The organism is Thermoplasmata archaeon (assembly GCA_038851035.1).
Classification (GTDB): Archaea; Thermoplasmatota; DTKX01; order VGTL01; family VGTL01; genus JAWCLH01.
In genome coordinates this window covers 45,284-64,683 of record JAWCLH010000013.1, presented here as the reverse complement: position 1 = coordinate 64,683, position 19,400 = coordinate 45,284, and the positions used below count along the sequence as shown (strand labels likewise).

Genomic DNA, 19,400 nt, shown 5'->3' with positions numbered 1-19,400 from the left:
GCGATGATACTCGGCATAAGGAAGAGAATCAAGGCAATAAAGTTCGCCTTCCTCTCGCCCAACGAGATAAGGGCGATGTCCGCCACGAAAATCATTACCGCCGACACATACGACGACGACGGTTTCCCCATCGAGATGGGCCTGATGGACCCCCGGCTCGGCGTGGTCGAGCCCGGTCTCAGGTGCAAGACATGCGGCAGGAAGGTCGACGAGTGCCCCGGCCACTTCGGCCACATCGACCTCGCCATGCCAGTGATTCATGTGGGCTATGTGAAGGAGATCAAGAGGCTCCTGAAGTCCACCTGCAGGCAGTGCGGGAGGCTCCTCCACAAGCCCCTCGAGCTCCCGCCGGCCGAGCCCGTCGAGGAGGCGCTCGAGATTTCGCCCGAGGAGAAGGCGGGGGAGGAGGGGGGGCCCCTTGAAGGGCTGCGCGAGGAGGAGAGGGATGCTGTGCAGGTCAGGATATGCCCCCATTGCGGCGCGGAGCAGGTCAGGATTACCCTGGACAAGCCCACGAGCTTCAGGGAGGGCGGGCACAAGCTCACGCCCAAGGAGGTCAGGGAGAGGCTGGAGAGAATTCCGAACGAGGACCTCCCAGCGCTCGGACTCAACCCCGAGGTCGTGAGGCCGGAGTGGATGGTGCTCACGGCTCTGCCGGTCCCGCCAGTCACCGTCAGGCCCTCGATAACGCTCGAGTCCGGCGATAGGTCCGAGGATGACCTGACCCACAAGCTCGTGGACGTCCTCAGAATTAACCAGAGGCTCAGGGAGAACCGCGACGCCGGGGCTCCCCAGCTCATCGTCGAAGACCTCTGGGAGCTGCTCCAGTACCACGTGACCACCTACTTCGACAACCAGACCTCCGGAATTCCGCCCGCAAGGCACAGGTCCGGCCGGCCCCTGAAGACGCTGGCGCAGAGGCTCAAGGGCAAGGAGGGGCGCTTCAGGTCCAACCTCTCGGGAAAGAGGGTCAACTTCTCCGCGCGCACGGTGATATCCCCGGACCCCCTCCTCTCCATCAACGAGGTCGGAATTCCGATGGAGGTGGCGATGGAGCTCACCGTCCCGATTCGGGTGACCTCATGGAACATGGAGGTCGTGAAGGGCCTAGTGCTCAGGGGCTCGAAGAACTACCCGGGCGTGAACTATGTCATCAGGCCCGACGGCCGCAGAATCAAGGTCACCGACAAGAACGCCCAGAACCTCGCCGAGACGCTGGAGGAGGGCTTCATCGTCGAGAGGCACCTCGTGGACGGGGACATCGTGCTCTTCAACCGCCAGCCCTCCCTCCACAGGATGAGCATAATGGCCCACGAGGTCAGGGTGATGCCGCAGAAGACCTTCAGGCTCAACCTCTCTGTATGCCCCCCCTACAACGCGGACTTCGACGGCGACGAGATGAACCTCCACGCGCTCCAGAGCGAGGAGGCGAGGGCGGAGGCGCGCATCCTGATGAAGGTGCAGGAGCACATCCTCTCCCCCCGCTTCGGCGGCCCGGTCATCGGGGCGATTCACGACCACATCACTGGAGCCTTTATGCTCACCCACGGCGAGCAGAGGTTCAACAAGGACGAGACCCTGTACCTCCTCTCATTCATCGACGTGGGGATGGAGCTACCAAAGCCGGCCGGGAAGGACAGGAACGGCGAGCCCTACTGGACGGGGAAGCAGATCGCGTCCCTAGTGATTCCTTCGAAGCTCAACCTCGAGTACAGGGCCTCGATATGCGCCGGGTGCGAGGAGTGCAAGAAGGAGAGGTGCATGGAGGAGACGGGCTTCGACGCCTATACCGTCATCGAGAACGGCGTCCTGAAGCACGGGGTCATTGACGAGAAGGGCATCGGGGCCTTCAAGGGCAAGATTCTGGACAAAATAGTCCGAGACTACGGCCCCGACGAGGGGAGGATATTCATAGATAACATAACGAAGCTCGCCATCGCAACAATAATGCTCAAGGGCTTCACAACGGGTCTGAGCGACGAGGACATACCGCCAGAGGCTCGGAGGCAAATCGACGAGGTTCTGGAGAAGGCAAGGGCGGACGTCGAAGAGAGGGTCGAGGCCTTCAGGCAGGGCCTGCTCGAGCAGATGCCCGGGCGCTCCCTGGAGGAGACGCTCGAGGTCGACGTGATGAAGCTCCTAGGGCGCGCGAGGGACCAGGCCGGCAACATCGCAAGTAAATACCTTGGTCTCGAGAACTCGGCCGTGATAATGGCGAAGAGCGGCGCCAGGGGCTCGATGCTAAACCTCTCCCAGATGGCCGGCTGCATCGGGCAGCAGGCGGTCAGGGGCGAGAGAATTCACAGGGGCTACCAGTCCCGCACCCTGCCCCACTTCCGCCCCGGCGACCTGGGTGCGGAGGCCATGGGCTTCGTCTCCTCCTCATATAAAAACGGCCTCAAGCCGACGGAGTTCTTCTTCCACTGCATGGGCGGCCGCGAAGGGCTCGTGGACACCGCGGTCAGGACCTCCAGGTCGGGCTACATGCAGCGCAGGCTGATCAACGCCCTCGAGGACCTCAAGGTGACCTACGACGGCACAGTGCGCAACACCTCCGGCACCATTATCCAGTTCAAATACGGGGAGGATGGGGTTGACCCCACCCGCAGCGTCAGGGGCGACGCGGTCGACGTCGACGACATAATAAGAGAGGTCCTCGGCGTGGCGGCGGGGGAGGAGGAGGAGAAGAAGGGCGCCGGGTTCAGATACGGAGAATATGAGGCGGACCTGGTCTCGACGCAGGAGGAGTTCGAGACCGAGGAGGAGACCTCAGAGGACGACTTCGGGGGTGACTGAGCTTGCCAGTGAAGAAGAAGGCGCCGCCGAAGAAGAGGGGCGGGAAGGCCGCGATCAAGTACGCAGCCCCGGAGGGCGAGAAGGTCATAAGGGAGCCGACGCCGTGCGAGCTCGAGCTCAGGGCTGAGCTCAAAGAGATGGGGGAAGAGCTCCCGGACCAGATAATCTGGCGCATCGCGGACAGGATTCACGACATGAACCTGCCTAGGAAGACCATCCGGAGAATTCTGGAGCTGACGTGCAAGCGCTACAAGAGGCACCTAGTGGACCCGACCGAGTCCGTGGGCATCGTGGCGGCCCAGTCGATCGGGGAGCCCGGGACACAGATGACGATGAGGACATTCCACTACGCGGGCGTGGCCGAAATAAACGTGACGCTGGGCCTCCCCAGGCTCATCGAGATCGTGGACGCGCGCAGAATTCCCAGCACCCCCATGATGGAGATTCACTTCCCACCTGAGATTGCGCAGGATCTGGAGGCGGTCCAGAGGGTGGTCTCGGAGATAGAGATGACCAGACTAATCGACGTCGCCGCCATCGAGACCGACATAGCCAACATGGAGATACTGGTCAAGCCCGACCCGGCGAAGCTGAAGGCCAAGAACATCACCATTGAAGACATCGAGAAGGCGCTTGAGAAGAAGCAGAGGGTGAAGTGCGATGTCGAGAAGGTGGGGGAGGACAAATTCGTGGTCAAGTCGAGCGAGATGTCCTATAAGAGGCTCCAGCAGCTCCTCGAGGCCACCAGGAACCTCAAAATCAAGGGCATCGACGGCATCCAGAGGGCCATACTGAGGAAGGAGGCGGAGGGGTATGTGGTCTACACCGAGGGCTCGAACCTCGCGAGGGTTCTCCAGCTCGAGAGCATAGACAGAACCAGAACCACCACGAACAATGTGCTGGAGATTAACGAAGTCCTCGGCATCGAGGCCGCGCGCAGCGCGATAATTAAGGAGGCCCACAAGACGCTCTCTGAGCAGGGGCTGATAGTCGACATCAGACACATAATGCTGGTCGCTGACATGATGACCGCGGACGGCGAGGTGAAGGCGATAGGGAGGCACGGAATATCCGGGAGGAAGAGCAGCGTCCTCGCTCGGGCCGCGTTCGAGATAACCACGAACCACCTCCTGAAGGCCGGGATAACGGGCGAGGAGGACCACCTAGGCGGAGTGGCGGAGAACATCATCGTGGGCCAGCCCGTGACCCTCGGCACGGGCGCGATAAACCTGGTCTACATGCCGAGGAAGAGCTCGAAGTGAGGCGGCCGTGGGCTCTCGTCAACCGCTGGATGGAGGGAGAAGACAGGAGGGCAGAGGGATGATTGACATCACAAGGGAGCTCAGGACACTTGTGACGACGGGAAAGGTGCTGCTCGGGGCCGACCAAGCGAAAAAGGCCCTCAAGTCGGGCACGGCGAAGCTGGTCATTGTCGCGAGCAATGTGTCAAAAGAGAACGCGGAGGCCATCGCGAAGTTCGAGGGCGCTCCCGTATACAGATTCCCGGGAACGAGCCTTGAGCTTGGCTCTGCGTGCGGGAAGCCCTTTGCCGTCTCGGTCCTGACGGTGCTTAACCCAGGCGAGTCTCAGATAATGAGCGTTCTGAAGTAGGCTCGCCTAATTTCTCAGGAGCCCCAGAGCGCCCGGAGCCCAGGGTGCCTCTCGAGGTGTTAGGGCCTCCCTCAGAGCTCTACCCTCCTGCAAACCTCCGCAACCTCCATTGAACCGCTGGGGAGGACCGTGACCACCAGCCCTTTTACAGGGGGTCTGTAGGCTGACCACCAGCGGAACCAGAAGACCTCCCAGCCGCCTCCCGGGCGCTCTGATACTATGGCGGCTGCCTCATCATCGCTCCCGAGGATGTCGCGCCACCCCCTGACCAGACGGTAGCTGGCGATGATAGCGGCGTCGGCGCTCAGGAAGCCCCCAGCCGCCCCTCCTCCAGAACCGGCGGTTCCCAGCGCTCCATCCCGTGGCTCACCTCGGGCTACGGCGCCAGCTTCGGCTCCAGAACCCCCTAGTCGCTCAGGAAGGGGTTTCTCGGGGGCCTGACATTCCACCGGGGTTCCTCCAGCCACTCCCTCCGCCCCCGGCTCGAGCGTTGGAGCCTCTGAGCGGGCAGACGCGCTCCAGTCCGCGGGAGGCGAGACCTCGTAGAAGAGGCTCCTCCTCGCCTCCCGGCCGATGCGGAGCTTCTGATACTCCGTCAGGATGGCCCCATCGACCTCTCTGCTAAGCTTTATATACCAGGTCAGGTAGCGGAAGGTCGGCTCCGCGTCAACACGGGCTGCTGCGGCGCGATATCTACGTCGGAGGACGAGCTTCGTGCCGCACTTCACAATGAAGTGGAGTAAAATAAGCAGCGCGACGGCGAGGAGCATTAGCCTGAAGGTTCCATAGTCGTAGCCGATCGCCCTTAGGTTCCAGAAGAAAAAAATGAGGGCCAGACTTGAGAAGAGGACATAGGGGTTGACTGCGGCGTCAATTGCGAAGCTGTAGCCCCTCCAGCTCAGCGGGGCGAGGAGAGGTACGGGAAAGTTCGTCAGGAGGTCGCTGAGGACATGGAAAACGCCCGTCATAAGGCCGAGGGCAATGAGGGGGAGGGGGTCGAGACGCCAGAAAAGAGAGACAACGAGAGGGAGGACGAGCGCCATCACCGCCGGGAGGAGGAGGGAGTGGGTGATGCCGTGGTGCCTGAGGCGCGGGAGCCTGTGCCACAGGGGAAACGCGAAGACATCGATGTCGGGCAGAACGCCCGCTATGACGCCGAAGAGTAGCTGGGGCTCTGTGACCCCGCCCGAGAGCAGGCCGAAGCCCTGCCCGAGCAGATAAGAGACCAGCATGTGGGTGAAGAGGTCCATCGCCCGCGGGCACAGTCGCTTGAGCTATAAATTCTTTGGTTCCCGAGAAACTCGGGGTGCACGGTGGAGGCCGGGGGGAAGGACCTGGGCCGGATTCTCCCGCGCCACCGAGCTCGGTGAGCCATTGGAGCTCCCGTCCTTCTGTCGCCGGGTCTAACAGCGTCCCGTCTCAACACTCCGCCGGCGCCGCGCGTTTCGCCTAGGCCACCACGAGTCCATCTATGTCGCCGAAGTGCCTCGCTAGAATCTCGCGCGCCTGATAGAGGTTCCGCCCGCCCTTTCCTATCGCGCGGGCCTTCTCGTCCGGGTCCACCTCCACGACCGCGGTCAGCCTTCCGGCCCTCCGCTCCAGCCTCACACCCCTGACTTTGAAGTTATGGAAGATGTTTCTGATGAACCTCTCGGGCTCCCCGGACCACTCGATGACCTCCACATTCTTTTTCAGAAGACTCCTGAGGCGCTTGAGCCTCTGCCCCCTCTCGCCCATTGCCGCGCGCGCCTGCCCCTCGCCAACAATAAAAATCACCCTTTCTTCAGAGGCGATGCAGTCCCTGACCTCCGCCCTCGTCACAGTCTCGAAGAGCGCGATGAGCTTGAGCGCATCCTCGTCCAGCTTGATCTCCATTGACTCCCGGCGGCGCGCGTTATGCGCCGGGCCGGCTTTAATGTTTCTACGTGTATAGGCGGGGTTGCCGGGAGGGGCCGGAAGCCGGGCGCCGGAGGCCCATGGCTGTTACTGCAGGTAAGGGTTCTCTGAATGCGCGCGGGCCGCGAGAGGCGCCGGCGTGCGCGAGCGGGCGGAATGTGTCAGGACGTTGGCACGAGGCCGCCCCGCACCGCGCCCCCGGCTCCGCAAACGGCCCGGACAACGCCGGCGCGGCGCGTTGCCCTCCCGGGGACCCGTGCCGGCAGAGTGTCCCATCCGTCGGGGGGCCGCGAATTGTCCCCCATGAGAAAGGGGCCCGTCTCTTTCTTCCGGCGCGCTCCCGCTCAGGCTTTTGCGCCCGCGGCCTCGTCGAGCTTCGAGGTGCAGTTGGGGCAGCGAACGGCCTTGATGGGTATCTTGGTGTCGCAGAAGGGGCAGGGCTTCTCCGTCTCCGCCTTTTTCTCCTCCTCCTTCCTCGTCGCCCAGCCCACGGCCTTCACGATGAGGAATATCACGAAGGAGATTATCAGGAAGTTGATTATCGTGTTCACGAAGATGCCCCACCTGAGCGTTACCGCGCCCGCCTCTTTCGCGGCCTGCAGGCTGGGGAAAGATGTCACTGTCGTCCCGTTGACCTCGGCCCCCTTGAGAACTATGTAATTCTCGGAGAAATCAACCCCGCCCAGCGCGAGGCCTATGGGCGGCATCAGCACGTCGTTAACCAACGAATTCACGACGGCGCCGAAAGCGATGCCGATTATGATGCCCACGGCCATTCCGAGCACGTTCCCCTTCGCTATGAACTCCTTGAATTCCTTCACAAACCCCTTGGCTTTATCTTGTGCGGTCATGGCTATCCCCAGCGCTGGAGCGAGGCAATATTATTTAAATTAAATCGGGAAGACAGATATATATCATATCCAGGTCCACAGATGCGGTCCCAATGGTGCTCAGGGTCAGGGGGTTGAGGATAAGGGAGCTAGAGCCGGGGGACTACGAGGAGCTCGTGGCGCTCTGGAGAAGAGCGGGCCTTCCTTTCAGGCCGCGGGGCAGGGACAGCAGGAGAGAGATCCTGCGCCAGCTCTCCCTGCCGACGAGCGTCTATCTAAAGGCGGTGGTGGGGCGGGGGGTTGGGAAAAGGGAGGTCATCGCGGGCGTGGTTCTGGGCACCCACGACGGCCGCAAGGGCTGGGTTAACAGGCTTGCGGTCCTGCCTGAGTACCGGAGGCGCGGCGTGGCGCGGGCGCTTGTGCGGGAGCTCGAGAGGCGCTTCAGGAGAATGGGGATAGGAGTCTTTTGCGCTCTAGTGGAGGACTGGAACAGGGTCTCCCTGAAGGCCTTTAGGGCGATGGGCTACGAGCTCCACAGGGACATTTTTTACTTCAGCAAAAGGAGGAGCCGCGGGGCATGAGGCCCCTGCGCAGGGCCTCGCCCTCGTGCCTCTTCCTCCTCATTTCGCGCAGGAGCTCGAGCTTCCGGGGCTGCTTCATGAAGAAGTAGAGCCTCTGGGGCAAGCTCCTGAGGAGCTCGGTGCGGGTGGCGTTTTTTGCGAATGAGAGTAGCGAGTTCCTGTGGTCCAGGAGGTTTATCTCGCGAGGGTCGAAACGCTTCCTCACGGTCGCCCCGCCGATGTGGCGGACGATGGCGCCCGGAACTGCCGCGGGCCGGAGACCCGTGGCGTTGACCATCATCCAGCCAAGGTCTGCGTCCTCCCAGTACCATCCGAAGTCCTCGTCGAATTTTATTAGGTTGAAGACCTCCCTGCGCACGATGCTCCCGCCCCCCCAGATGTACCTCATGTATTGGGGTGGCGAGTTCTTCGACCCGAACCTGACCCGCGTCCCAAGGTCCAGACCGAAGCGGGGCTTGACTATGTAGTCCCTTTCGTAGGGGAACTTGATCTCCTCGCCAATTTCAAAGACGATGAAAACGGCCGCCCCCGCGGTGGGGGTTGCGTCGAGGAACGCCAGTGCGTTCTCGATGCAGTCGGGCTCGAGCACTATGTCGTTGTTTAGGATGCCGATGTACCTCTCCCCGCGGGGCAGAATCGCCCTGTTGTAGGCGGTCCCGAAGTCCAGGTTCTTCTCGTTCTCGAGCAGCTCCACCGCCGGGAACTCTCTCCTCACGAGCTCCCTAGAGCCGTCGGTGCTGGCGTTGTCAATAACAACGACGCGCGGGACGACGGTCTGGCGCAAGAGCGACTCAAGACAGGGCCTCAGGAACTCCTCTCCGTTGTGGTTCAGCACGAGCACGGCGCAGTCTTCCCTTTTTCTCTGCTGGACCACGCCCCCCACCGGGGCCGCCGCCGGACCGCTCATCGGCCCCACCCAACCTCCCCGCGGGCTCCGCGTCCGCCCGTGCCCTCCGGGAGGCGCTGGAGGGGGTTGCGGGTGGTGCGTGCCGCAGGCCCGCTATATCCGCGCTCGCCCTTGGACCGGGCGGGACAACCCATCTCCTCGATGCCTGGCAGTCGACCGCATCGCGGCGCTGGAACCGCAATATCGCTCACCGCCCCCCTCCCCCCTTTGTCACTTGCCCCTCCCCAGAGCCGGGCTCGCCGATCAGCTCCCTGAATGCCTCCCTGAACTCCCCGATGCTCCTCTCCCTACTCCAGCAACTCGCGGCCTCGCGGCACATCAACGACAGCTCCCGGATACGCTTGGAATTCTCCATCAGGGCCACAATTACCCGGGCGGCCGCGGCCGGGTCGGGGGCGACGAGGTGCCGGTCGATGGACTCGAGCAGCTCTTTCGTCCCAGTCATCTCCGAGACCACCGGCACCAGACCCACGGCCATCGCCTCGAGAACGGAGACGGGGTAGGGGTCGAAGCGCGCGAGATGAATATAGAGAGAGCACTTCCTGAGGTGCTCCACCGGCTCCTCAACGAAGCCCGCGAGCTCGACGCCGGGCTCGTCCCTGAACACCTCCGCGAGCGGCCCTTTCCCGATGAGGACAAGCTGGGCCTCAGGGACCCTCGCCCTGACCTCCCTAAAGGCGCGGACCGAAAGGTCGACGCCCTTCCTCTCGTCCATCGCTCCTAGGTATGCTATCTTCTTGGAGGCCGGGTCGGGGGTCGGGCCGGAGTACCTGCTCTCGAAGGAGGGATGGACCACCCGGGCCTTCTCACGGGCCCCTGGGGGCAGGAGCTCAAGCATCATCCTTGAGACCGCGACAATGCCATCGTAGCCCTCCAGAATTCTCTCGAAGGTCCTCCTCCAGCGCGGCGGGAACCCCCGGACCTCCCAGACGAATGGGTCCGCGCATATCAGCAGCGTCCTTCCCCCCCTGAGCTTCTTGAAGACATGGCCCGGAACAACGCCCATCCTGCCCTCGACGATGAGGGCATCGGCCTCGAGCTCGCTCATGTCCGCGACGGCCTGGACAAGTCCCTGAAACAGGGAGGAGGCCGGGAGCCCGAGGGTTCGGAGGGAGATTCCCTTCAGGAGCTCCAGCCCCCTCGCCCTCCCCCGCCCTGCTTCCGAGAGCTCCAGCGCCGCGGCGTCCGTGCGGGTATTGAACCTGTTGGCCACTGGTAGGGCTCCCACGCTCTGCGCCCACGCGAGGTGCATGGGGTGGGGGCCATCGTAGAGGAAAGCGACCCTCATTCCCGTCCAATGCAAATCGTGGACCGGCTCTATAAATTGTTCCATCGGGAGCGCGGCCCTCGGAAAGCCGGCCCGGGGGCCGGGAGAGCAGCTCCCTAGCTCTCCGCCCGGAGCGCCTTCTTCAGCTCGCCGACAACCCGCACAACCCCGTCATCAGTCAGCTCGTGGAACATCGGAAGAGCGAGGGTTGTCCTGAAAGCCCTGCGGCCCTCAGGGCACCTGCCCTTGAAGAGCGGCAGGAGCCCGAGCGAGTAGGTTCCGATTGTGCAGCCGATTCCTGCGGCGAGCAGCCTTCGGAGCACCCGGTCCCTCTTGCCCTTCAGCAGGCGCACGCAGTAGGTCTGGTAGTTGTGCTTGCAGCCCTCGGCCTCGGAGGGCGTGGCGACGGGAAGGCCCGAGTCTCTAATGAGCTCGTTATAGACTGCAGCTAGCGCCCTCCGTTTATTTATGAAGTCCTCTACTCTCGCCAGCTGCGAGAGGCCGAGGGCTGCGGTCACGTCGCTCATCCTCATGTTATAGCCGAGAATTTTGAATGAAGGCAGAGAAAAGCGCTGCTCCCGCCTCCAGGCGCTCTGGAACATTCCGTGGGACCGGAGGGCACCGATATGCTCTGCCACTTTTTTTCTATCTGTGAGAACCATCCCCCCCTCGCCTGTGGAGATAACCTTGCGCGCGTGGAACGAGAATGCTGCCAGGTCTCCCAGCGAGCCCGCCATCCTCCCCTTGTACATGGTTCCATGGGCGCAGGCAGCGTCCTCTAGTACCGCGAGCCCCTTCGCCTCCGCGAGGGAGGAGACCGCGTCCATATCGGCGGGATGGCCGAATATGTGGACCGGGATTATGGCCCTAGTCCTCTCCGTGACCTTCTTGGCGGCATCGCTCACATCGATGCAGTAGGTCGTCGGGTCGATGTCGGCTAGGACCGCCCTCGCTCCCAGTGCGAGCACGACGTTCCCCGTCGCTGGGAATGTGAAGTCGGGCACGATGACCTCGTCGCCCCTTTTAATACCGAGTGCGATCAGGGCGAGATAGAGGGCGGAGGTTGCGGAGTTGACCGCCACGCCATATTTAGTCCCGCAGTAGGCCGCGAATCTCCTCTCGAACTCCTCCACAACCGGGCCCTGCGCCACCCAGCGCGAGTCGAGGACCCTGCGGACGGCCTCTATGTCCAGGCGGTCATAAAAAGGACGGGCGAGCGGTAGCTTGCCTGGCATACTCAGCCGCCCCCCTTCTTCCGGTCCGCGCCCCATGCCGCGTAGTTCTTGATGTACCACTCAACCGTCTTTTCGAGGCCTTCCCTGAGCCCCACACGGGGGCTGAAGCCGATGAGGTTCCGGGCCATGCTGATATCGGCCCAGTGCTGCCGGACGTCGCCCGGCCTCGGCGAGGTATGGACGATTTCCCCGTCGTACTTCAGAATTCTCGCAATCGTGTCCACAAGACGGTTTATCGAGACCTCGACACCGCTTGCGATGTTCAAGACCCTGCCCCGCGTCCGCGCGCACTTGTATATATCTACGGCGGCAGCGGCGGCATCAGTGACGTAGATATAATCGCGCGTCTGCTCGCCATCGCCGAATATCGTCACCGGGCCTCCTGAGAGCATGCTCTTTATCACCACAGGTATCACGCCCGCGTAGGTTCCCTCGTTCTGCCGGGGGCCGTAGTTGTTAAACGGCCTGATGATGGCAGCGTCAATTTTGAAGGTGGAGACGTAGGAGAGCACGAGGTGGTCGCAGGCGGCCTTGCTCGCCGCGTAGGGCGTCCTGGGGAGGAGGGGGTGTGTTTCGGTCATCGGGGTGTCAACTGCGCTGCCGTAGACCTCGGAAGAGGAGCAGTGAATCAGGGTTTTATAGAGCCCAAGGCGCGCGAGCTCGCACATCGCCTCTGTTATCCTCACATTCTCACGCCATGTCCAGAGGGGTTTCTCGAGCGAGGCTGGGAGGGGGACGATGGCCAGATTAAAGACCACCTCGACCTTTTCATAGGCCATTATCTCTCTCATGCGCTGGAGATCGCCGGCGTCCTCTCTGTAGAATTTGAGGTCTGGGAACGCCGCGCGCGCCTCGCTCAGGTTGCTCTCCTTCCCCAAGAATAGATTGTCCACAACGACAAGGCGTCCGACGCCCTCCGCGACCAGTGCGTCCACTAGATGGCTGCCGATGAATCCCGCTCCGCCGGTCACGAGAACGGATTTCCCCCGCAGGCTCAGGTCGCCCGGGGCCATGAGACGAAAATACTGATATGCTGTTATAAGACTTGTGACTGGCACATCGCCGGCAGGGTAGATATCCGATTACCATTAGGGCAAGCAGGTGTGTCGTGCCGATTCAAAAGGTTTTAATAATTCATTATACATCGTTATCGAGTTATCTATGAAGAATTCCCGATTGTCGGGGCACGGGTCTGTGCTTTCATCGCTGACCATCCGCGCTCCGGAAATCGGTCTAGGAGAGCTGGACTTGCAGTTGTCCCGGGGGGCAAAACCCGGGGGCGGGTGGTGAGGCGGATGAATAAAAGGGAGATGGAGCGCCTGCGCCGCAGATTATCTAGGGAGATGCGGCGGAAGTGGGACCGGGTTCTGCCCTGGGACGAGATGCTCCTTGACAGATGGAAGAAAGCGAAGAGCCTCGGTTTTGGAGCAGAGGCAAGCTGCTATGAGCATGTGTTCATTTACGGAAAACCAAAAATAGGACGCGGGGTCTGGATAGGTTTCTTTGTGGTGCTGGACGCAACCGGGGGTCTGGAGATAGGCGACGGCTGCGACATCAGCGCCGGTGTCCAGATATACTCGCACAGCACGCATGCCCGGTGCGTTTCCGCTCGAAAGCTCGAGACCATCAGAAAGCCCACGAGAATCGGAAAGCATGTGCATATCGGCCCCGGTTCCGTCATTCTGCCGGGCGTGACGATAGGCGACCATGTGGTGATAGGGGCCGGCTCGGTCGTGAACAAGAACATCCCGTCCTACTCCATTGCGGCGGGGGTTCCGGTGAGAATAATCAGAAGAATTAAAAAGGACTTTTCAAACGTTCTTAAAGTGGGGAGGAGCAGCCGGGGGAGGCGCTCGAGCAGGGCTCGATAACGGTTCTCATCGATTCGTGGAGAGGGTGAGCAAATGTCGCGGCATGGCAATTTGATGCCGATGGGCGTGGGTCTTACTCTGCATTTTGGGCTGCCGGGCCGCTCCTGCTCTCCATCCCCGCGGCCAAGGGCACTGCCTCGACCCGGTGAACCAGATTCGCTACCAGAATAATTCGTGATTACAATTTAATTGTCTAGGGTTTAAGGGGCACCGGCGAGACGGCAATGGGCTATAATGGAGGCCATTACCGACGAGCTCGCCACTACCTTCTTCGAGTGCGCGAGCGCCGGATTAAGTCAGGGCGCTCCTGAATCGGCTGAGCGCTAGGAACCCTAGCCTGCCTCCGAGCGCAATCCCGAGATAGGCGGCTCTGTCCAGAGCCCCTGCAAATTCTCCTTTTTTCAAAGCCATCGAGTAGAAGCGCGCCCTGTCCCGAAGCGAGAAATCTCCCCTCTTCGTCACCGCCTGTAGAAGGAGGAACCTCCAGGGCCAGAGGTCCCTGTAGCGCCAGTCATGGGCATACTCCACGTCATATGCCGCTTCGCTCCCGTCTTGCAAACGGGCGTCGGGCGATCCGCTGGGGCTCGACACGGCTGATTCTGGCTGCTCTTCCCGGGCGAGGAGAGCGTCCAGAAATGCCCTCAGCCCGGGCAGCAGGACCTCCGGCGCGAATTTCTTCTCGAAATACTCGCGAAGCTGTCTCCCAACCCGCTCCCTCAGCATCGGATCCTGAATGAGCCTTGACGAGAGTTCCTCGACCTCGCTTCCACTGGAGGCGATGAGGGGGTAGTCCGGCGGGAAATTGTCAGTCTCTGAGAGAAGTGGGAACCTCTTGTTCTTGAAGCCCAGAATTGGGAGGCCGACGGCCATCGCCTCCACCCTGACCATCCCCCCGACGCAGGGGAATGTCTCAATGAGGAAGTCGGCCGAGCTGTAGACCTTTAGGGGCTCGGGCTCGGGTCCGTAGACTATCAGGCGCCGCTTGACTTCGGGCCGGAAAGGGAGGGCGGCGACGCGCTTATCTATGTCTGGAGGAGGCGGGCCAGTCAGGAACATGTGGTAGTGGTTCGGGAACCTTTCCAGCACGCGCCCCACCGCCCGGAAGTAGTCGAGCCCCGGGTCACCCATTGTTTTATAGAAGCTGCCTAGGCTCACTGATAGTGTGGCATCCTCCGGGATACCAATGGCGCCCCTGTTCCGGGGCCCCTTTCTGAAGTCGGAGGTAACAGGGAGAATGAAGGAGCTCTCGATTCCCCTGTGGACGCGGGAGTACCTCGCGCCCACGGTCCTCGCGTCTATGAGGCGGTCCGTGACCATCTTCCCCAACCAGAAATCCATGTCGTTATGGTTGAAGTAGAGGGTGGGGGGCCTCTTTTCCAGACCCGCGAGAGCGGAAAATGCGATCACGTCATCTCCAGATACGAATAAAATCGCGAGCTCGTAGCCCTCTTGTTCAATGTGTTCTTGGAGGGCCCCAACTCTCGAGTAGTAGGTCTCGTCGGGAAGCAGCTCGATGATGTCGACCGCGCGGCCGCTGAGGCCTCGCTCGAAGTGGGGATGGGGGACTGGCTCGCTGGATAGATTGGTCACGAATATGGTCTGCCTGACGCCTAGCTCCTCGAGCAGGAGGACCATCTGGCGGATGGTCCTGGAGTGGCCCCCCATGTCGCTCAGGAAGCTCGTGATGTGAGCCACCCTCTTCCTTCCATCAGCGGTCGGGGCCCCTGGGGGCGACCCCGCAGTCGCCCCAACGGCGGCGCTTACCCGGGCGCGGGTCCCGGCGACCCTCCTCCCCACGCTCCGGAGAATCTCTTCAAGCCCTGTGTCGTACCAGATTCCGATGTGCACCCGGGAGGCGAGGGCAGCTGCCGCTCGACAGAGGTCGAGGCACCGCTCATCCTCGCCCGCCTCCAGCGCGGCCAGAGCTAGCTCCTTCAGCTCGTTATAGCTCCTGCGGTCAGCCTCAAGCGACCCTCCCATCACGCCTCGGCAACGGCAAGCGGATAAAAGGTTGTTTCGGAGGGCTCTAGGGACAATGGGGTGGAAGGAGCGAAGCCTAAAATAGCCGGGCAGCGGTTATGTGCCGGAGAAAATGCTTAAGGTTGGTGTCATCGGCTGCGGCGCGATGGGCCAGAACCACGCGCGAGTCCTCTCGGAGCTCGGCGCACTGGGAGGAGTCTGTGACGTGTCCAAAGAGGCGGCCGAGACCGTCGGGAGGCGGTTCGGGGTCCCATCCTTCACCGACCACACGGAGCTGCTCGGGCAGGGGCTGGATGCAGTGGTCGTTGCGACGCCCACTCTCACCCATCATGCGCTTGCGCTCGACGCGATATCGGCTGGGAAACACATTCTCATCGAGAAGCCCATCTGTGCCACAGAGGCTGAGGCGCTGGAGGTCATCCGCGCGGCTCAGGGAGCCGGCCTCACCCTCGCAGTCGGACATATAGAGCGGCACAACCCAGTGGTCGATTTCCTGAAAAGGGCCGTGGAAGCGAGGCAGCTTGGCGATGTGATATCCATGGCGGCGCGGAGAGTCAGCCCGAGCGCGCCGAGAATAGCTGACGTGGGCGTTGTTCTCGACCTCGCAACGCACGACGTCGACGTCATGAGGTATCTCTCGGGGAGCGAGGTGGAGAGCGTCTACGCCCTCGGCGGCAGGTCGGGCAGGACGAGACACGAGGACCACGCGAACATCCTCCTCTACTTCAGGAGCGGGGTGACGGGCTTTGTGGAGGTGAACTGGCTCACGCCCACGAAGGTCAGGAGGCTCTCGCTCACCTGCTCCGGGGGTGTCGTGGAGGCCGATTATATAGGCCAGTCTGTCCAGCTCTCGACCTCCGTCCCCACCGAGGTCGACCTATCCAACCTCTTCCAGATTCCACAGGAGTTCGATATCAAGCACATTTTTCTTAAAAAGCAGGAGCCGCTGAAGAACGAGCTGCGCGATTTTCTCGACGCAATAGCGCGGAGGCGCACCCCGCTTGTCACTGGCGAGGACGGCCTGAGGGCGCTGGAGCTGGCGCGGGCGGCGCTGGCCTCGATGAAGGAGAGGAGAAAAATAGAGCTCGGCTCATGAGGGCATTCGCGGAATCTCGCTGGTGGCCAGCGCGCCCCGACGGCCGCGCGCTTCCGGGGCGGGTGGCGTAAGACATCCCGGACACGCTGGAAACGCGCACGGGCTGTGGGGACATTGGGTAGACCGGAGTTGGTGGGGGAATAGAGGCCGGGCAGATGACCATTCGCCGCAGGGCCCGGGAGGGCGGGCGGGGTATAGTCCGCTCCGGAGGGGGCGGCAATGCTTTAAAGTGCCGATGCCCTTCCAGAGGCGGAGCGGTGAGCGCGCATGACCGTGAAAAAAGCGTTGATGGAGCTGATGTGGAGGCTGCAGCAGAGCCAGTCGATCATCGGCTTGCTGATGTGGAGCCTGATGCTGACGGGCATTTTTTACCCGTACATCAGGGACAAATTCAAAATCGACCCGGCCAACGTGCTCGTTCCGATGCTCCTTCTTTTTCTGGTGATAGTGGTCGTCATTCTGCTCGTGGGAATAGCCTTCGACAAGATGCGCTTCTGGAAGGAGCAGAACATTGTTATCGCTGAGAGGAACCCCTATACAACCTACAAGCTCTACCCGAAGGAGATACATCTGGCCCGGCTGTGGCTCTCGCTGGCGAGGGCCCAGCCCTCCCCCACGCCCGAGCTGAAGAGGGCGATTCAGTTCTTCGAGAGCTGGATGGAGAAGCTCATGGCTGAGGACCCGACCTATAAAAAGGAGGTGGCGGAAATCGAGGCCTTCGTGTGGGGGGAGAAAGGGAGAGGGGAGAGCGGCTGAGTGGGCAGAGCTCCATGGGACCGCGCCGACCGGAGTATAGCGGCTGGTTGATGACACGCCGGGGCTCCCCCGTGCCCGCGGGTCCAGAGACATATATGCGGCGTTGCTCCGGGGGTCTGTGGGGGAAATTTTGGGTCGCCTTCCCGGCGGTGCTCGCGGTTCCGGCTCGGGCGCTCAGAGCGGCGTCCTCTCGACCTCAAGTCCATCGGCGGTCGGATACTCCTCCACGATGAATAGCTTTGGTCCCCCGACCCTGGCCCTCCCCTTCCCGCCCCTCATCAAGAGCGTTTGGCGCAGCCGCGGCGCAAGCTCTTCGAGCAGCCAAGGCGCCGCCTCGACCCTCCGCATTCTCCGGTTATATGCGGAGAGCTCTGTGGGAACGCCGGCCCTCCTGACCCAAGCCAGAATGGATGGCGGGCCCTCGATTATCCCAGTCAGCAAGGTTCCTTCGGAGGTGATGAGCTGGTAGGGCCGGGCGACATTCCTAGCCCTTCGCAGAATTCTCCTCCTGAGCTGGACCCCGTCCTTGAACGATGAGGAGCAATAGTGGAGTGCCATCTCCACATCCGCCCTCTCAACCACCCTCCTCGCGGTCTCCTCGCTCCCGAGCACCGCGCTGGACACGTCGCTCCTGACCGTCCAGCCCCTCCTGTTCAGCTGACGGAAGTTTGTCTCGCTGTACTCGAGTTCGTTAAGGTTGAGGAAGCGAGCCCCGAGCGCGTCGAGGGACCTTGCGAGGGCGAGGAGCTCTTCCTCCATCCCGGGTATTGCCGGCACCTCCGCGCCGGCTTGAATTCCCTCGCGAATTGCTGTCCCGAGCAGGAGGGCCTGATGACTCCTCCCAAACCTCCTCCAGAGGGGGGTAGGAGGGTGGATGCGGAGCTCGTCGAGGCCCGCGAGGGCGAGGGAGCGAATCAGGCGGGGGCTGAAGCGACCGGCGGTGTAGAGGTGGATGTGATGCTCCCTTCCAAAGCGCTTCTTTAAAAGGCGTATGAACGAGAGCGTCCTCCGGGGTGCTAGCATCGGGTCGCCGCCGGTGATGCCAGTTCCCTCTGCATCGATCATACTAGCCTCGCGGAGTACATCAGCGGGGCGCCTGACGCGCATCTCGTCCGCGAATACGACGTCCCTGCCCCTCTTTTCGGCCGAGAGTGGGCAGTACCAGCAGTGCGCCCCACACTTCCCGGTCACAAGGAGCACCATCTTGGCCCCTTTCTGGCAGAGGACGCAGCCCCTCGGCAGTGGACCTCTCCTCAGACTCCCTCGCGGCAGGCCGCGAATTTGAGCGCGCATCCCGGCGACCGGAATTGGACTGGAGCCGCCACCGACAACGAGGGAGCTGGAATGCCCGGGCGAGAATTCTGTCCCGGTACTCCCGTCCCCCACGACATCTCCGCTCCTCTGCCCCACTCCCCGGGATTGCCTCTCACCGGCCACGGCCCGCCATGAGAATTCCCGCAGATAAATTTTAAGAGAAGGGGGATTGATGGGGATTCATATGGTCGCTATGCTCGCCGGCAGAAGGTCAGGAGCGCTCATCCTTTGCCTCATCCTACTCGCGGCCGCGAGCTATCCACCGCTCTCGGGTTGCGTGAAGAAAAGGCCGGCCGAGACACCACCTCCCGGCCCCTCGCTCTGGGCGCTCGAGGCCGTTCAGATTGACGAGCTTCAGGCAATGGGCTACAGCGGCAGGGGCGTCGTCATAGCGCTCGTGGACACAGGCGTGGACCTATCCCACCCGGACCTCCGGAACCTTTCCATATTGGGCTGGCTTGACCTCGTCAACGGCGAGCCCGTGCCCTATGACGACGGCGGCCATGGGACGATGATGGCGGGCATCATCGCCGGTGTCTGGGGGGGCGCGCCGAACGCGAGCCTTTACATTGTGAAAGCCATCCGCTCCGACGGCACGAGCACAGACGCAAGGGTGGCTGAAGCCGTGCGCCGCGCCCTAGACCCGGACGGCGATGGCGACAGGAGGGACGCTGCAGACATAATATCGCTGTCACTGGGCGGGGGAAGAATTCCGCTACTCGGGACCGAAACGGAAAGGGCTGTGAAGGAAGCACTGTCTTGGGGGACGCTGGTCGTCGCCGCGGCCGACAACGATGGGGAGTCAGACGATGGCGAAGTTGCGAGTCCAGCCAGTGTGGCTCTTGTGATCGCAGTCGGGGCCGTGGACAGGCACGGAAAAATCGCGCCCTTCAGCTCTGCGGGAGCGAACAGGGGCTCCCTTTTCCCTCCCATCCTCCCCCGGCAGGATCCGAATAAGAAGCCCGAGGTTGTGGCGCCCGGTGTCGACATCTGGTGCGCGGTCCCGGGCGGGGGCCATCAATTCGCCAGCGGGACTTCGCACGCCACGGCATTCGTGTCTGCCGCCCTCGCGCTGGTTCTGGAGGCCAGACCAGAATACCAGCAGGAGAGGAATGGGGGAGAGACCACAATAATTAAATTCAAGGAGGCACTCATGGAAACCGCGCTGGCGGCGGAGGGCCAGTCCGTTCCCCACGACGACCACTACGGGTACGGGCTCCTGCAGGCGCGTGCGCTCTGCGAGGTCCTCCTGGCCTGAGA

Annotated in this window: 17 protein-coding genes; 8 read left to right on the top strand and 9 right to left on the bottom strand. The window is 62.3% G+C overall.

Translation table 11 applies throughout. From position 1 onward, the window contains the following. The first annotated feature begins 3 nt into the window (after positions 1-3). Genes QW379_05680 through QW379_05670 form a run of 3 tightly spaced genes read left to right on the top strand, consistent with a single transcriptional unit; the run spans position 4 to position 4,407 of the window. Positions 4-2,796 carry a DNA-directed RNA polymerase subunit A' gene (locus QW379_05680; protein MEM2869895.1) on the top strand — a complete coding sequence of 931 codons (2,793 nt, stop codon included), beginning with the start codon at positions 4-6 and terminating at the stop codon, positions 2,794-2,796. A gap of 8 nt (positions 2,797-2,804) precedes the next feature. Beyond that, a complete protein-coding gene (gene rpoA2 / locus QW379_05675; GenBank protein ID MEM2869894.1) occupies positions 2,805-4,058 on the top strand; it encodes a DNA-directed RNA polymerase subunit A'' in 1,254 nt (417 codons plus the stop codon). 58 nt (positions 4,059-4,116) lie between these two features. Further along, positions 4,117-4,407 (top strand): 50S ribosomal protein L30e, encoded by a 291-nt coding sequence (locus QW379_05670; GenBank protein ID MEM2869893.1) that lies wholly within the window; start codon positions 4,117-4,119, stop codon positions 4,405-4,407. A gap of 71 nt (positions 4,408-4,478) precedes the next feature. Here QW379_05670 and QW379_05665 read toward each other — a convergent pair whose 3' ends face one another. The 3 genes from QW379_05665 to mscL all read right to left on the bottom strand — a co-directional run bounded on the left by QW379_05665 (position 4,479) and on the right by mscL (position 7,154). Then, complete coding sequence (locus QW379_05665; GenBank protein MEM2869892.1) at positions 4,479-5,657, bottom strand: metal-dependent hydrolase; 1,179 nt, start codon at positions 5,655-5,657, stop codon at positions 4,479-4,481. A gap of 199 nt (positions 5,658-5,856) precedes the next feature. After that, positions 5,857-6,282, bottom strand: a complete 426-nt coding sequence (locus QW379_05660; protein MEM2869891.1) for a NusA-like transcription termination signal-binding factor — start codon at positions 6,280-6,282, stop codon at positions 5,857-5,859. 365 nt (positions 6,283-6,647) lie between these two features. After that, a complete protein-coding gene (gene mscL / locus QW379_05655; protein ID MEM2869890.1) occupies positions 6,648-7,154 on the bottom strand; it encodes a large conductance mechanosensitive channel protein MscL in 507 nt (168 codons plus the stop codon). A 92-nt stretch (positions 7,155-7,246) separates the two neighbouring features. Here mscL and QW379_05650 point away from each other — a divergent pair, with 92 nt between their 5' ends. Then, on the top strand, positions 7,247-7,714 hold the full coding sequence (locus QW379_05650) for a GNAT family N-acetyltransferase (protein ID MEM2869889.1): 468 nt from the start codon (positions 7,247-7,249) through the stop codon (positions 7,712-7,714). Here QW379_05650 and QW379_05645 read toward each other — a convergent pair. The 4 genes from QW379_05645 to QW379_05630 all read right to left on the bottom strand — a co-directional run bounded on the left by QW379_05645 (position 7,686) and on the right by QW379_05630 (position 12,136). Beyond that, positions 7,686-8,621 carry a glycosyltransferase family 2 protein gene (locus QW379_05645; protein MEM2869888.1) on the bottom strand — a complete coding sequence of 312 codons (936 nt, stop codon included), beginning with the start codon at positions 8,619-8,621 and terminating at the stop codon, positions 7,686-7,688. The two genes, QW379_05650 and QW379_05645, sit on opposite strands and share 29 nt — an antisense overlap. A 187-nt stretch (positions 8,622-8,808) precedes the next feature. Continuing rightward, positions 8,809-9,909: a glycosyltransferase family 4 protein gene (locus QW379_05640; protein ID MEM2869887.1), complete on the bottom strand. Its 1,101-nt coding sequence runs from the start codon at positions 9,907-9,909 to the stop codon at positions 8,809-8,811. Positions 9,910-10,004: 95 nt separating this feature from the next. Then, on the bottom strand, positions 10,005-11,123 hold the full coding sequence (locus QW379_05635) for a DegT/DnrJ/EryC1/StrS family aminotransferase (protein MEM2869886.1): 1,119 nt from the start codon (positions 11,121-11,123) through the stop codon (positions 10,005-10,007). Positions 11,124-11,125: 2 nt separating this feature from the next. Next, the gene (locus QW379_05630) at positions 11,126-12,136 is read right to left on the bottom strand and encodes a GDP-mannose 4,6-dehydratase (protein ID MEM2869885.1); all 1,011 of its coding nucleotides are present in this window, start codon (positions 12,134-12,136) and stop codon (positions 11,126-11,128) included. Positions 12,137-12,418: 282 nt separating this feature from the next. Between QW379_05630 and QW379_05625 the strand changes: the two genes are divergently transcribed. After that, complete coding sequence (locus QW379_05625; GenBank protein ID MEM2869884.1) at positions 12,419-12,994, top strand: acyltransferase; 576 nt, start codon at positions 12,419-12,421, stop codon at positions 12,992-12,994. 291 nt (positions 12,995-13,285) lie between these two features. Here the strand turns inward: QW379_05625 and QW379_05620 are convergent, their stop codons facing one another. Further along, positions 13,286-14,974: a hypothetical protein gene (locus tag QW379_05620; GenBank protein ID MEM2869883.1), complete on the bottom strand. Its 1,689-nt coding sequence runs from the start codon at positions 14,972-14,974 to the stop codon at positions 13,286-13,288. Between the two features lie 112 nt (positions 14,975-15,086). On the opposite strand from QW379_05620, the gene QW379_05615 reads away from it, so the two are divergent. Both QW379_05615 and QW379_05610 read left to right on the top strand, forming a co-directional pair. After that, complete coding sequence (locus QW379_05615) at positions 15,087-16,070, top strand: Gfo/Idh/MocA family oxidoreductase (GenBank protein MEM2869882.1); 984 nt, start codon at positions 15,087-15,089, stop codon at positions 16,068-16,070. A gap of 267 nt (positions 16,071-16,337) precedes the next feature. Further along, on the top strand, positions 16,338-16,826 hold the full coding sequence (locus QW379_05610; protein MEM2869881.1) for a hypothetical protein: 489 nt from the start codon (positions 16,338-16,340) through the stop codon (positions 16,824-16,826). 174 nt (positions 16,827-17,000) lie between these two features. Here the strand turns inward: QW379_05610 and QW379_05605 are convergent, their stop codons facing one another. Continuing rightward, entirely contained in the window at positions 17,001-18,263 is a 1,263-nt protein-coding gene (locus tag QW379_05605; protein MEM2869880.1) for a radical SAM protein, read from the bottom strand. Positions 18,264-18,324: 61 nt separating this feature from the next. Here QW379_05605 and QW379_05600 point away from each other — a divergent pair, with 61 nt between their 5' ends. Next, positions 18,325-19,398 (top strand): S8 family serine peptidase, encoded by a 1,074-nt coding sequence (locus QW379_05600; GenBank protein MEM2869879.1) that lies wholly within the window; start codon positions 18,325-18,327, stop codon positions 19,396-19,398. Positions 19,399-19,400: the final 2 nt, after the last annotated feature.